Source organism: Litoreibacter janthinus (assembly GCF_900111945.1).
GTDB lineage: Bacteria > Pseudomonadota > Alphaproteobacteria > Rhodobacterales > Rhodobacteraceae > Litoreibacter > Litoreibacter janthinus.
In genome coordinates, this window is the sequence record NZ_FOYO01000001.1 from 105,641 (window position 1) to 119,324 (window position 13,684).

The window sequence follows — 13,684 nt, forward strand, 5'->3', positions numbered from 1 at the left end:
TCGGTCAAATCTCTACTGCGCAGCCATTGGCATACGTGCCAGTTGGCATTGCGACCACAGCGCCTCCAGGGCGCCAATCAGGCGGTCAATATCTTCGTCGCTATGCACTGGCGAAGGTGTAATGCGGAGTCGCTCAGTGCCCTTGGGGACGGTGGGGTAATTGATTGGCTGGATGTAAATCCCGTAATCCCGCAACAGCAGGTCCGAGATGTATTTGCATTTCACAGGATCGCCGACCATGACCGGAATGATGTGACTCGGGTTCTCCGAATGCGGAATACCGATCGCATCCAACCGCGCGCGCACCTCGGCCACACGTGACTGATGGTCTTCACGTTCCGCGGTGGAATCCTTCAGATGCCGAATGGACGCTGCTGCGCCAGCGGCCACAGCAGGTGGAAGCGCAGTCGTGAAAATGAATCCGCTCGCGAAGCTGCGCACGAAGTCACACAAATCAGCAGATGCCGCGATATAACCGCCGACGACACCGAACGCCTTGCCAAGGGTGCCTTCAATAACGGTCAGCCTGTCCATCAGGCCTTCACGTTCTGCAATGCCACCGCCGCGCGGCCCGTAGAGGCCTACGGCATGCACCTCATCAAGGTAGGTCATAGCGTTATATTTGTCGGCAAGATCGCAAATCTCTTTGATCGGCGCGATATCGCCATCCATCGAATACACGCTTTCAAACGCGATCAGTTTCGGCTGGTTTAGGGGAAGTGACGCCAGCTTGTTTTCCAGATCCTGAAGATCGTTGTGCTTCCAAATCATACGCTGCGCTTTGGAGTGGCGAATACCTTCGATCATAGACGCGTGATTGAGCGCATCAGACAGAACAACGCAGCCCGGAATTTTCCCAGCCAAAGTGCCCAGCGCAGCCCAGTTCGACACGTAGCCAGAGGTGAACAACAAAGCATCCTCTTTGCCATGAAGATCAGCCAATTCCGCTTCCAACTGGACATGATCATGCGTCGTACCGGAAATGTTGCGCGTGCCGCCTGCGCCTGCGCCACATCGATCCAGTGCGCTGTGCATCGCTTTCAGCACCGAAGGATGCTGGCCCATGCCCAAGTAGTCATTGGAACACCAGATCGTTACAGGTGCGGTTTCCCCTTTTTCGTGAGATTGCGCGTGTGGGAAGTCGCCGCATTTGCGTTCCAGCTCAGCGAAGACACGGTAGTTCCCATCATCACGCAACTGATCAAGGCTGGCGGCAAAGTAATTTTCGTAGTTCATTGTTATTGCAGCGCCTCTTGTACGATTTCATCAAGCAGGGCCTGCACCTCCTGCATGGCGCCCTCCGGATATGTTTTGTAGCCTACGATCACATCGCCAGCCTGGTCGGCGACAAAAATACCGTAGGGGCAGAAGGCGATGTTCATTGGATCGACTTCCATCACCTTGCGGGAGAGTTGGGCCGAGCAGAATTGAAACACGTCCGCCGCCTCAAAAAGCTTCACGTCACTGCCGACCGCGTCTGCAGTCCGCGCGAGCATGTCACCGGTGTGGCTCACCCAATCAACGACGAGCCCCCGCCCGACGATGGCGCTCTCGACCGCAAAGGTTGCGTCTTCAAAACTGCCTTCAAATGGGTAGGTAATCGAATGGTCTTGAGCACATGCCGGAACGGCAAACAGAGCCAAAGTTCCTGCCATAAACAGATTTTTCATGGGTCGTCCTCCTGTCGCGTAGCCTATGGAACCACAGCGGGGGGGCGCAGGCATTGATTTAGATCATGCCTGCGCTTTTGGTTTAGCCGAACATGTCGGCTGTGATGCCGGCATACCAGCCTTCAGACTCTTCATAAGTTGCCTTGCGCGTCGCGCTATCCTCACCAGTGGCAGAGATGAAGCCGTCGACTTTGGCTATCTTTTCGTCGGTGGCCTCATAGGTTGCGCCGACCTTCACGCCGTCATCTGTGTCAATCAAGGACCAGCAAGTGTTCGAGAACTTGGCAGGGAAGACCTTCGACCCTGTCAACGCACCGCGCACCGCGTTGGCACAAACCTTGGCCTGCGAGTTGGCAGAGAAGCCAGATTTCGGCATGTCGCCCTGTGCGCTAGCATCGCCCAAAACGTAGACATCTGCGTCAGCCTTTGTGCTCATGTCCACGGCATTCACCGGCGCCCAGTTACCATCTGTTACACCCGCCAATTCCGCAATCCGTCCCGCCTTCATCGCTGGGATCACGTTACACGCGTCAACCTTGGTTTCTTCGCCATCAATTGTGACGGTCATTGCGTTTGGATCAACCGACACATTGCCGCCTCCGAACTCGGCGCCAATCCAGTCAACCATGCCTTCATAGTGCTTTGCCCAGCCCTCTTGGAACAACGACTGCTTGGAGAAACTCTCTTTCGGGTCAGCAACGATAATTTTGGCTGTGGGATTGCTGGCTTTCAACACATGCGCAATCATCGAAACCCGCTCGTAAGGCCCGGGCGGGCAACGGAATGGGTTAGGCGGTGCCACCATTGCAAATGTGCCACCCTCGGGAATAGCTGCGATCTGAGCCTTGAGCAATTCTGTCTGCGAGCCGCCCTTGTAAGCATGAGGCATGGCGTTTTGCGACGCGACACTCCACCCTTCAACCGCGCCATCGACGAAGTCGATCCCGGGGCTCAAGATAAGCTTGTCGTAGGGCAGCTTGGAGCCACCGGCGAGCGAGACCATCTTGCTGTCACGGTCAACATCAACCGCCCAGTCGTGCACAACATTGATGCCGTACTTGGCCGCCAGAGTGCCGTAGGTATGACCCAGATCGTCGATGTCCTTGAAGCCACCCAGATACAGGTTCGAGAAGAAACAGGTGAAATATGTGCGGGTAGGTTCAACCAGCGTGACATCAATCTCACCTTTGCTGTCCTTCGCGATGTATCGCGCAACGGTCGCACCACCAGCCCCGCCGCCAATAACGACAACACGTGGCTTCCCGTGCCCGTCCGCAAGCACAGAAGGGGCGCCCAAAGACGCCATAGCAGCGGCTCCCGTCCCCATGAATATACGTCTATTCAGTTTCATCTTTTCCTCCCAGAAAATGGCCCCGTTAATCGAGGTCCTTAAAATACGCAGCTAGCGCCGCGATCTCGTCGTCGTTCAGTCTCCCAGCCATCATTTGCATTACTGGATGCGGTCGAAGCTTGCGCTTGTAGGCATGCATCGCGACGACAAAATCTTCCACAGGCCATCGTGTGATTGAGGGGATACCCTCTGCGCTTCCGTCAGATTGATGGCAAGTTAAGCACTCACTTGAAAGGTACTCACCATATTCAGGGTCGCCCTTCAGAGCAAGAATTTCAGGGTCGAGATCGTGATCGGTTGCGCGCGCGGTCGGCTCAGCCTCGGGCAGGTTTGATGGATTGGCCGAAAACCCGCGCAGATATGCCAACAAATTAGCACGATCAGCCGCGTCTTTCACGCCTCGAAAGCTCATGCGGGTCTTGGAGACGAGAGCACGAGGGTTTTCGACATAGGCGTCAAGGGTTTCAACGGTCCAGATCAGACCATCATTTCCTGCACGCTGCATGGAGTTGGAATAAGCAAATCCGTCATGGGCAGCGGCGCGGCGTCCAAAAATTCCATTCAAATGCGGGCCAATTCTGTCCTTTGCACCAGCGCCAATCTGATGGCAGCCTTTGCATGAACTGAATATCTTCTTGCCCGCCTCAGCATCGCCAATCTCTTCGGCAAAAGAAATCCCCGCCACTACGTTCGCGGCAAGGATTAGTGTTAAAAGCCGTGACAAGCCCATTCCTAGTTACTTTGGCTGGCCAAATAGGCCGTGATCGCAGCCAGATCTTTGTCTTTCTTCAGACCGGCGAAGCTCATCTTAGTGCCTTTGATGAAGGTCTTAGGCTTGCTCAGGAACTCAGCGAGCGTGTCCTCCGTCCAAACCAGGCCTTCTTCGGCTTTTGCCATCAAGGGTTTGGAGTATTTGAACCCGTCTACCGCACCAGCCGCCTTGCCAACGATCCCGTTCAGCACCGGGCCTGTTTTGTTCTTGGCGCCTTCGCCGACCTGATGGCAGGCCTTGCACTTTTTGAAGACCTTCTCGCCAGCTTCGACAAGCTCTGGGTCAACTGCTGCCACTGCTACGACAGGGGCTTCCTCAACCTTGGCTTCTTCCACGACTGGCGTCTCTTCAGCAGCAGCCGGCTCAGCGCTCGCTGCATCGTCGTCACCTTCATCAGGTGTGACGTCAAGCACCATGGCGCGCATTGTGACTTTCACGTCTTCCTTGCAGTTTTCCATGCAAGGCTCGCCGACCCATTTTGAATGCTCCGTCTCAATACGGTCATCCTGAATGAAGCCATCATGGTTGGGCAGAACAACATCTGTGAAGGTCTCGTTGGACAGCACAAAGTCTTCGTCCACTAGATCGTTCGAATACAGGATGTAGGCCACAATCGCGTATACCTCATCCGGCTGAAGCGACTGAGCGTTACCAAAGGGCATAGAACGGTTTACATAGTCCCATGTGGTCGACAGATACGGCCAGTAGCTGCCCACCGTTTTTAAAGGGTCATCATGTGCCAGCGTGCCCGAGCCGCCAGCCAGTTTCGGCCAGTTGCCCACGCCTTCAGCAAAATCACCGTGGCAAACTGCGCATTGGTCGGCAAACACTTCTTCGCCCGTTAGCACGTCGCCGGAACCCACTGGCAGACCAGTGCCATCAGGGCTGACATCTTTGTCCCAAGCCGCGATCTCTTCTGGCAACGCCACTCGGCCAAGACCAAAGGTTTCAGCGGCCACAGGGGTTGAGATTAGGGCTAACGCCGCAGCGACCTTAAGAAACTTCGACATTTTCCGCCTCCCCGTTGGAGCGCACCAACCAAGTCTGGATGCAGTTGTTGTGATAGATTGAGTTCAAGCCACGCACTTCGCGCAGCTGTGCTTTGGTCGGCTGAACGTAGCCTGTCTCGTCCATGGCGCGCGATTGGAGCATCATCTCCTCTCCATCCCAATTTGTATCGAGATAGAAACGGCTCAGTGCCATCTTCTCGCCTGGCTTTGCAAGGCGTGCGGTTTCCCACGTTTTGCCGCCATCCTTTGAGACATCAACGCGTGTGATCGCGCCGCGACCCGACCATGCAAGACCACTGATGACCAATGGCCCCTTGCCGTGCGTGATAGGCGACTGTGGGCTTGGCGAGGTCACAACGGATTTTGCATCCATTTCCCACGTCCATTTGCGCGACGTGCCATCTTCCAGCGTGTCGGTATATTTCGACGTCTCTTCGCGGCTTTCTACGGGCGCGTCCGAGACTTCGATCCGGCGGATCCATTTGACCCACATGTTGCCCTCCCAGCCCGGGACGACAAGTCGGACGGGGTAGCCATGCTCTTTGCGCAGTGCTTCACCGTTGGCCTTGAAGGCCACCAACACATCATCAAGCGCTTTTTCCATCGGAATGGAGCGGCCGTTTGACGACGCGTCCGCGCCTTCGACGTAGACCCACTTGCCAGCAGTGTCATATCCGGCCTCTTCCAGAAGGGTGCGGAGCGGTACGCCAGTATATTCCATATTGTGGATCATACCGTGAGTGAACTGTGCGCCATTCAATTGCGCGCCCGCCCATTCCATTCCGGTATTCGCGGCACATTCGCAGAAGTAGACATGGTTTTCCCGAGGGAAGCGTTCCAGATCGGCGTAGGTGAAGACCAATGGACGGTCGACCATGCCGTTGATCATCAATCGGTAGTCTTCTTTCTTAAGATCAATGGCGCCTGAGTGGTGGCGCTCGAACGCGCAGCCTTGCGGGGTGATCGTGCCATCCAATGCGTGGATCGGAGTGAAGTTGATCGAGCTGATCGTATCAGCCGTCAGCCATTCAACATTGCGGCGCACAACATCGCCTTCATACTGAATTGGCAAACCATAGGGTGTTTCATCAACACCGTCGCCCAGCCCCGACGCCCAAGGTTGGACCTCTGTGATTAGCGGATCAGGTGTGGCGGCACTGGCTTGGCCTGCCGCCAAGCTGACGCCCGTAAGGGCTGCGCCCTTGAGGAAGGCGCGGCGGGATTTACCGGTCGTTTCTTCTGTCATCTCTTTGCCTTTCTGTCGACGGCGCTTAGGCGCCTACAACTTGCACGCTATTGTTTGGGTCCAGCGTGACGGTGCCTTGTTTGCGAATGTGGTTTTCTACGACGTCCCAGATCTGCGGGCCTTCGGTGCCTTCGTTGACCGAAGCCCAACCGGCGACCTGATAGGTCTTTGCGGGGTCGATCTTCTCGCCTGTTTTCAGCAAGGTCATCTCTGTGATCCGCTCGCCTTGAGGCTTGGTCACGTCAATCCGGTAGCCAAGCCCACCCGTGCGAACCATGTCACCGCCTTGTTGATAATAGGGATCGGGGTTGAACAAGTTATCCGCCACGTCCTCCATAATCACATGAAGGAACTCTCCCGTCATTTCAGAGCGGTAGGCCGCGCCATAGGTCATCGACGTCACGTTCCAGATATCTTCGCGGGTGATGTCCTGGCCCGGCAAAAGCGATGGCCCCCAGCGCACGCCGGGGCTCAGCGCGATGTCAGCTTCACGCTCCGAAATCAGCGCGTCGCAAATCAGATCATCCCACGTGCCGTTAAAGTTACCACGGCGGTAAAGCAGAGAGCCGGTTTGCCCGATGACTTCGGACAACTGGTCCTCGAACGGCGCGCGCTGCTCATCGATAACCGCTGCGACCTCGGCATCGGGCTCAATCACATCAGAGAAAATCGGGATCAGCTTGTGTCGGAAGCCCATCATACGCCCGTCACGCACATCAAGATCGACGCGGGAGACAAACTTTCCGTTCGAGCCGGAAGCAACGATGATCGTATCGCCAACCATCACAGGCTCCGGCAATGCGTCATGGGTGTGCCCCGACAGGATCACGTCAATACCAGTCACAATGCTGGCCATCTTTTTGTCGACGTCAAACCCGTTATGACTCAGGCACACAACAAGCTCCGCGCCTTGGGCTCGCACTTCGTCGACCATAGTTTGCATATTCTCATCGCGAATACCAAAGGCGTATTCGGGAAACATCCAACCAGGGTTCGCGATTGGCATATAAGGGAAGGCTTGCCCGATGACCGCAATCTTCACGCCACCGCGCTCGAAGAATTTATAGGGCGGGAACAGTTCTGCAGGCTCGTCCCATTCTGCGTCGAAAATGTTTTGGCCAAGGGCTGCGAAGGGCAGGTCAGCAACGATTTCGTTTACACGATCAGAACCCAGCGTGAACTCCCAGTGGAACGTCATCGCATCCGGATTCAGCGCATTCATCACGTTGACCATGTCTTGGCCTTCGGTCTGATAGCAAGTGTAGGAGCCATGCCACGTATCGCCACCATCCAGAAGCAGCGCGTCGGGCCGGTCGGACCGGATCTGGTTGATAACGGTCGCAACGCGGTCAAGGCCGCCGACACGACCATAGCCTTGAGCCAACGAGGTAAAGTCACCGGAGCTCAGCGCGTAATGCGACGGGCTGCCATCATCGACACCGTAAAGCTTCCGGAAATCCGCACCTGTGACATGTGGAACTTTGCCACGATTGTCCCCAACGCCAATGTTGATGGAAGGCTCACGGAAATAGATTGGCTTCAACTGCGCATGGATATCGGTAACGTGGATAAGGGACACGTTACCAAACGTATCGAACTGCAAAAGTTGGTCTTGCGTCAGGGATTGCTGAGCGGCCAAGCGCCCCCAATTGCCGTAGCTGGACGCCCCGAGAATGGCACTCGCCGCCATGCTTGTTTGAAGAAAATCGCGCCGTGAGATCATTTGGGGCTCATCCCTGTGCTTTGATACATGCTGGTTTTTGAATGTTTTGACTAAAAGAAAGCCCCGCGCCGATCACTCAGCACGGGGCAATCTCAAAAGCTTAGTTACGAACGGACGGCCCTTCGACCGACAGACCGTTCCCGCGCGACGCGACATACAATTCAAGCGCTACGAACTCTGGGCTACCAGGGCTGAAGGTTTCTGCACGTGTATCGCGAATACACCCTTTGAACCGGTCATGAGCCGAGTTCAACTTAGTGTTTTTCAAACGGTAGGTCGGGAAGCCGTTGATCTGCCCTTGGCTAAGGTGATCCGCACGGATCATCAGGCCGTAGCTGTCTTCGTGACAGTTGGCGCAAGACAACTCAAGCTGACCGGTACGAGTGTAGTACAGGTCTTTGCCTTGCTCCCATGTCGCCTGGGCTGGGCCGTCAATTGCCACGTTCACAGGGTTACCGCGAGACACAGAGGCCAGCAGCGCAGTCATGTTGACCATGTCTCCGCTCGTGTACTTCCATTCCTCGGCGCCCATGCGGTTCTCGCGGCAGTCGTTGATTTGCATCTCAAGCGTGAACACTTCTTCAGCCGCGTCATTCCATTTCGGGAATGTTGGACGAACCTCAGACATGTCCGATGAAGCGCCGTGACAATCAGCGCAGGACTTGCCTTCGGAACCGTCAGCAGTGTTCCAAGCATCTTCCGCCTGTTCCACAAAGATCATGCCCGGGTTGTCGAAGTCATCGGCCTGCATTGCACGCGTCTCGGTGCCACGGAAAAGCCAACCCGACATTACTTCGTCAAGCGCATCCGACACATGTGCCGGAGCTTTGGTTCGCGTGACTATGGTTGTCTCGCCATTGATAACCAATGTGTCATCCACGGGATCAGCCATAGCGCCGGTCGTCATAGTTCCGGCTACGATCAGGGCGCTAAGCGCTCCTTTTAGATTTGTCATATTCATCCCTCCCTGATGTTGCGACGCTCAGCCAACTGCAATTGTCTTGCTATCTTCGTAGACAGAGCCATCGTCGTCATACCAAGTGAACTTGAATTCACCAGCGTCTGGCACGGTTGCTTCAAACTCGAAGTATGGGTTGGTCGAAATCGCCGGCTCCAACGTCACGTCAATGACGTTCTCGCCGTTAAAATCACATGTGAAGCGATTGATGATCGAGCGTGGGATGAGGTTACCATCGTCGCCCTTACGTTGACCTGATTCCATCTTGTGGCTGATCAGGGTTTTGATGGTGATTGCGTCGCCTGCTGCTGCCTTCTTAGGCACCTTGACGCGGGGTTTTACACCTTTTGCCATTTTAGAATTCTCCTTGAGATACCTTAGCCGCCGCAGCCGCCGATTGTGACTTTGACAGTGCTCGACGCCTTCGCGAACGAGCCGTCTGCCATTTTAGCGATCGCAACAACGTCTTGCGTGCCTGCCAACCGGATACGGGTAGAGGCAGATTGGGACGCGGCCAAAGGACCGAATTTGAAGGTCGCGACTGCTGGTGTCGGATTGCCAGTGGCAAGCACCATAATTTCAGCGGCACCCGGTGCGGAAACCTCTACTGGAACGGTGTTACCGTTCTCTGCGATTTCCGGCGCGGTCAGGGTGATGCCCGCGTCGCCCATTTCAGCGCCACCAGTGAAAGCGGCGATGGCATCATCAGCCAGGGAAGCGGATGCACGAAGTGGCAGACCAACTGCCACGAATGCACCTGCGCCCATGATCATGGCGTTTCGTCTTGTCAGTTTCATTGATTAAGCTCCTGAGCTTGATCCCCGTGAAAGGGATTGATCATTCTTTGAGAGTAGAAAGGTAGGCCACGACGTCTTCGATCTGCTGGGCAGACAAAAGTGGGCCGAATGTGTCGTCTGCGGCTTTGCCTGTGTAGGCATTACCTGGGCGGATGAAACCTTCTGTCTTGTAGAAGGCAGGCATCATCGTTCCTTCGAACATCATTTTGGCATTCGCAACGATCCCGCGCAGTTCTGCCTCGGACCAACGATCAGCAGCGCCATCAAGGGCTGGGCCAATCTCGCCTTGGAATGGCACATCAGCTAGATCTGCGACCTGGTGGCATGCCACGCAGTTACCCAGACTCTTGTTGCCAACGATATCTCTACCGCTTGCTGGATCACCCGCAGCGCCCGAAAGCGATTGCGAGACAGTGCCGTCTTCGTAAGTAACAGCAGTTGGTGCGATTTCCGCCGCGCCCAATGCGGTGGCGGAGACAGCGGCTGCTATCGTTGTAAGTATGGAAATTCTCATGCGTCCTCCCGTAACACATTCAATTTTTTGTATACCATAGGACACGCCATCGTGAGCGGGCAAGGATAAATTCTTAAATCTGAATTCGTCCGCCTGAGTTTGTCCAACTAATCAGTCGAGCCGTTCTGGCGCTCCTGAATTCTACGCGCATGATATCTTTGGAAATCCTCCTCTAAATCAAGAGCATAACGTTTTTCATTGACCCATGTCAGCATGTCCAATGTCGTTCCTGCACCAAAGGCACCCGGCATCACAGCAACCGCAGCCGTTTGGGCAGTTTTGCCCTCCGCGACCTCGTCTGGCAGAAAAAGAATCGAAGGTGTGAACAGCAAACCCCATTTACGGGCAGCGGCCTTCTCGCTCAGAACCTCGCCGTCGAAGTCGGTAATTTCGGTGTCCCCGTGCAAGTTCAGCTGAACCACAAAGAAGTTGTCGCGAATATAATCCGAGATCTCCTCACGCGGATAAACCTCGTTATGCATCTTCGTGCAGTAGATGCAGCCTCGTTGTTCGACAAACAGGGCAAGACGTTTGCCTTCAGCGTTGGCCTCGGCAAGGTCCTCCCGCAAATCCTTGAAGGTGTCCCTCATCCAATCTGTTTTGTGCAGGCCATCATCACCAAGCTCGGCCGCAACAGCTGGAAGCCCAAAAAGCACAGTCACCAATACTAGCAATATGCGTTTCATTGGATCATCTCCTCCCTAGATGTTCTGAAATACGGGGAATGCTTCAATCATCCAACCCGCGATGAAATTTACGCTATCCGTTGCAATGAGCGCAGCAAACAGGATCATCAACAACCCCATGGCTTTTTCTACCTTTGGAAGATGCTTTCGGAAGCGCGAAGCGAACTTCAAAAACGGACCGATGAAAAGGGATGCGACCATGAACGGGGTCGTCATCGCCAGCCCAAACACCAGAAGCAACACAAGACCCTCAGACGCAGTGGACTCGGTGCTGGCTGTGAAAACGACGGCCGTCAGCACGCCACCCACGCAGGGCGTCCAGCCCGCAGCAAACGCAAACCCGACAACGTATGCGCCCAAGATGGACATGTTACCAGTATCACCCGCATCCATTTGGAACACGCGGTTCAGGAACCCGATGCGAAGAACACCCAGAAAATGGAGGCCCATGATCAGAACAACCGCCGCAGCAAACAATCTGAATTCCGTTTGCATACCTCTAAACGTCTGGCTCAACCCGTAGGCCGCCGCCCCTAGCAGCACGAAAACAGTGATGATTCCCAACGAGAACATGACCGACGCAAGGAACGCCCTGCGACGCACGCCCGGTGCCAATTCCCCTTCTGCGCTTATCTCGGACATCGATGCGCCGGCCATATAGCTCAGATAAAATGGCACGATCGGCAAAACGCAGGGCGAGAAAAAGACGATGAGCCCGCCAACAAAGGCGCCAAGCAGCGAGACGTCTAACATGGTGGCCCATCCGATTGTTGCATGAAATACATATTCAAGTTATTGTATGTTTTATCGATTGGTCAATAGGAACGCAGATGTCCATCGTTAGATCTTGCTTTATAGGCACCGTACTCGCAAGCGCACTGGCCTTCTCCGCCCAAGCTGCACAACTCGTGATGGTCGAGCAGGATGGATGTCATTGGTGCGCCCAGTGGAACAAAGAAATCTCGCCCCAATACCCGAAGACAGCAGAAGGCGAGCGCGCCCCTTTGCGCCGCGTGGATCTTCGCGACCTTCCGGCTGATATAGAGTTTGCATCCAAACCAGTCTTCACACCAACATTCGTCCTAGTCGAAGACGGCAAAGAACTGGGACGCCTCGAAGGCTATGGTGGAGACCAGTTCTTCTGGTTCCTGCTCGGAAAGCTCCTTGATGCGCATCCTGTCGCGACCCAGAAACAGCCATGAAAGCGGACGGTGATCGAATTGGCGCATTCCTTGAAAAATTCTGCCCACCCGATTGCCATGCCTCTGGTCAGTTATTTATAGGGGGACCACAGTGCTAGATAGCGATCGTCCCATGAACCTGCCCGTCATAACAAAAAACATGTCAGACGAAGACATTGAGTTGATGATGGAAAGCGCGTGCAATGCGTCTAACTTTCTGAAAGCAATTAGCCACGAAGGTCGTTTGATGATCTTGTGCCATCTTGCAACCGGTGAAAAATCCGTGACCGAGTTGGAAGAATTGCTGTCAGCCAGGCAGGCCGCCGTGTCTCAACAGCTCTCAAGGTTGCGTTCTGAAGGTCTTGTTGCGCCAAGGCGTGAAGGCAAGGCTATCTATTACAGTTTGACAGACCGCCGAGCGATTCAGATACTCGACGTCGTCTACAAACTTTTCTGTCAGGATAAGTAGAATACTCGCCGGCGAACTCGCCTAGGCGGGGACGCGGAGGAAAGCCAGTGCTGCAAAGCATCTCAGATGCGTGGTGGGTTGCTCTCATCGGATTCGGTGGCGGGCTGGTACTGGGGCTTGCGGCCAGGTTGGGTCGTTTTTGCACTTTGGGCGCGATCGAAGACTACCTTTATCAAGACAGCTCAATTCGCCTTCGCATGTGGATACTTGCAATTGGTGTTGCGGGCTTAGCCTCGTTTGCATTGGTCGCATCTGGTCATCTTGACTTGTCCCAAGCAATCTACAACGTGGCCCCGTGGTCGCCCGCCGCAAGCGTAATTGGCGGGCTGCTGTTCGGCTATGGCATGTCGCTCGCAGGAAATTGCGGTTTCGGGGCGCTGGCACGTTTTGGCGGTGGTGATCTTCGGTCGTTTGTCATCGTCCTTGTGATGGGAATCGCCGCCTACATCATGCTGTCCGGCCCCTTCGCGTCTGCTCGGCTCGCCTTTATGACAAATACGACGATGCCGACCAACAATTTGGGCTACGCTGACTTGCTGTCCTCTATCAGCGGCCTGCCCGTAGCACTGGTTGGGCTGACCATGTCCGGTTTGATCGCCGTAGGCGCCCTGAGCTCAAGTGAGTTTCGGAACAATCCCAAAACAATGGCATGGGCCAGCGCTGTCGGCCTGGCGATTGCGAGCGGCTGGGCTGGAACTCAGTGGATTGCATCAACAGGCTTCAGTACATTCCCCGTGATTAGTCACACCTACACTGCCCCGCTTGGTGAAACGATGATCTATCTCATGACATCCAGCGGCGGTGGTTTAACTTTTGGGGTCGGCTCCGTCTTCGGTGTGGTGTTTGGCGCATTTTGTGGGAGCTTGATCAAAGGCCATTTTCGATGGGAGGCCTGCGAGGATCCACGAGAGCTCAAGCGGCAGTTCCTTGGGGCAACCTGCATGGGGTTTGGCGCTGTATTGGCAATGGGCTGCACCATTGGTCAGGGTGTATCGGCGTTCTCGATTTTGGCGTTCAGCGCGCCCATTACGTTTGCGGCAATCTTTGCTGGTGCGGCACTCGGATTGAAGCAACTCATCACCGGTTTCGCTTCGCATCAATAGCTCTAAGCTCCGTAAATTTTCCTGACCACGTAAGCCCCTATAGCGCTCGCCCGCACGGTGAATCGACCCTCGAATATGGCTTCAAATTCAGGTGATTAGCGCCAAAAGCCCGCCAATTAGGCAATCACCCGTATAAGTGCGGATTGTTTGAGCACATTGCCTCCAAGCACCTTGTTTCGTTGTGTTATGCAAACAATGCGCCTA

General features: G+C 55.0%; 16 protein-coding genes. 3 read left to right on the top strand and 13 right to left on the bottom strand.

Translation table 11 applies throughout. The features are described 5' to 3' along the window. Window positions 1-12: 12 nt before the first annotated feature. The 13 genes from hemA to BM352_RS00655 form a co-directional block, all read right to left on the bottom strand. On the bottom strand, window positions 13-1,236 hold the full coding sequence (gene hemA, locus BM352_RS00595) for a 5-aminolevulinate synthase (RefSeq protein WP_090211157.1): 1,224 nt from the start codon (window positions 1,234-1,236) through the stop codon (window positions 13-15). A gap of 2 nt (window positions 1,237-1,238) precedes the next feature. Next, window positions 1,239-1,670 carry a DUF302 domain-containing protein gene (locus BM352_RS00600; protein ID WP_090211160.1) on the bottom strand — a complete coding sequence of 144 codons (432 nt, stop codon included), beginning with the start codon at window positions 1,668-1,670 and terminating at the stop codon, window positions 1,239-1,241. 82 nt (window positions 1,671-1,752) lie between these two features. Continuing rightward, a complete protein-coding gene (locus tag BM352_RS00605; protein WP_090211162.1) occupies window positions 1,753-3,021 on the bottom strand; it encodes an NAD(P)/FAD-dependent oxidoreductase in 1,269 nt (422 codons plus the stop codon). Between the two features lie 25 nt (window positions 3,022-3,046). Then, window positions 3,047-3,751: a c-type cytochrome gene (locus tag BM352_RS00610; RefSeq protein ID WP_090211164.1), complete on the bottom strand. Its 705-nt coding sequence runs from the start codon at window positions 3,749-3,751 to the stop codon at window positions 3,047-3,049. 2 nt (window positions 3,752-3,753) lie between these two features. Further along, complete coding sequence (locus BM352_RS00615; protein ID WP_090211167.1) at window positions 3,754-4,803, bottom strand: c-type cytochrome; 1,050 nt, start codon at window positions 4,801-4,803, stop codon at window positions 3,754-3,756. Further along, a complete protein-coding gene (soxC, locus tag BM352_RS00620) occupies window positions 4,787-6,049 on the bottom strand; it encodes a sulfite dehydrogenase (RefSeq protein ID WP_090211169.1) in 1,263 nt (420 codons plus the stop codon). Before soxC ends, BM352_RS00615 begins: the two co-directional genes overlap by 17 nt. Before the next feature lie 25 nt (window positions 6,050-6,074). Further along, on the bottom strand, window positions 6,075-7,772 hold the full coding sequence (soxB, locus tag BM352_RS00625; RefSeq protein WP_090211173.1) for a thiosulfohydrolase SoxB: 1,698 nt from the start codon (window positions 7,770-7,772) through the stop codon (window positions 6,075-6,077). 100 nt (window positions 7,773-7,872) lie between these two features. Next, the gene (gene soxA / locus BM352_RS00630; protein WP_425434548.1) at window positions 7,873-8,679 is read right to left on the bottom strand and encodes a sulfur oxidation c-type cytochrome SoxA; all 807 of its coding nucleotides are present in this window, start codon (window positions 8,677-8,679) and stop codon (window positions 7,873-7,875) included. A gap of 75 nt (window positions 8,680-8,754) precedes the next feature. After that, window positions 8,755-9,084 (bottom strand): thiosulfate oxidation carrier complex protein SoxZ, encoded by a 330-nt coding sequence (gene soxZ, locus BM352_RS00635; RefSeq protein ID WP_090211177.1) that lies wholly within the window; start codon window positions 9,082-9,084, stop codon window positions 8,755-8,757. A gap of 23 nt (window positions 9,085-9,107) precedes the next feature. After that, window positions 9,108-9,527 carry a thiosulfate oxidation carrier protein SoxY gene (gene soxY / locus BM352_RS00640; protein ID WP_090211179.1) on the bottom strand — a complete coding sequence of 140 codons (420 nt, stop codon included), beginning with the start codon at window positions 9,525-9,527 and terminating at the stop codon, window positions 9,108-9,110. Window positions 9,528-9,567: 40 nt separating this feature from the next. After that, a complete protein-coding gene (gene soxX / locus BM352_RS00645) occupies window positions 9,568-10,041 on the bottom strand; it encodes a sulfur oxidation c-type cytochrome SoxX (RefSeq protein ID WP_090211182.1) in 474 nt (157 codons plus the stop codon). Between the two features lie 107 nt (window positions 10,042-10,148). Next, a complete protein-coding gene (locus BM352_RS00650) occupies window positions 10,149-10,727 on the bottom strand; it encodes a thioredoxin family protein (RefSeq protein ID WP_090211184.1) in 579 nt (192 codons plus the stop codon). A gap of 15 nt (window positions 10,728-10,742) precedes the next feature. Then, window positions 10,743-11,480 carry a cytochrome c biogenesis CcdA family protein gene (locus tag BM352_RS00655; protein WP_090211186.1) on the bottom strand — a complete coding sequence of 246 codons (738 nt, stop codon included), beginning with the start codon at window positions 11,478-11,480 and terminating at the stop codon, window positions 10,743-10,745. 77 nt (window positions 11,481-11,557) lie between these two features. Between BM352_RS00655 and BM352_RS00660 the strand changes: the two genes are divergently transcribed. The 3 genes from BM352_RS00660 to BM352_RS00670 all read left to right on the top strand — a co-directional run bounded on the left by BM352_RS00660 (window position 11,558) and on the right by BM352_RS00670 (window position 13,480). Continuing rightward, window positions 11,558-11,929 (top strand): thioredoxin domain-containing protein, encoded by a 372-nt coding sequence (locus tag BM352_RS00660; protein ID WP_090211189.1) that lies wholly within the window; start codon window positions 11,558-11,560, stop codon window positions 11,927-11,929. Window positions 11,930-12,041: 112 nt separating this feature from the next. After that, the gene (locus BM352_RS00665; RefSeq protein ID WP_090211192.1) at window positions 12,042-12,377 is read left to right on the top strand and encodes an ArsR/SmtB family transcription factor; all 336 of its coding nucleotides are present in this window, start codon (window positions 12,042-12,044) and stop codon (window positions 12,375-12,377) included. Between the two features lie 47 nt (window positions 12,378-12,424). Further along, window positions 12,425-13,480: a YeeE/YedE family protein gene (locus BM352_RS00670; protein WP_090211195.1), complete on the top strand. Its 1,056-nt coding sequence runs from the start codon at window positions 12,425-12,427 to the stop codon at window positions 13,478-13,480. Window positions 13,481-13,684: the final 204 nt, after the last annotated feature.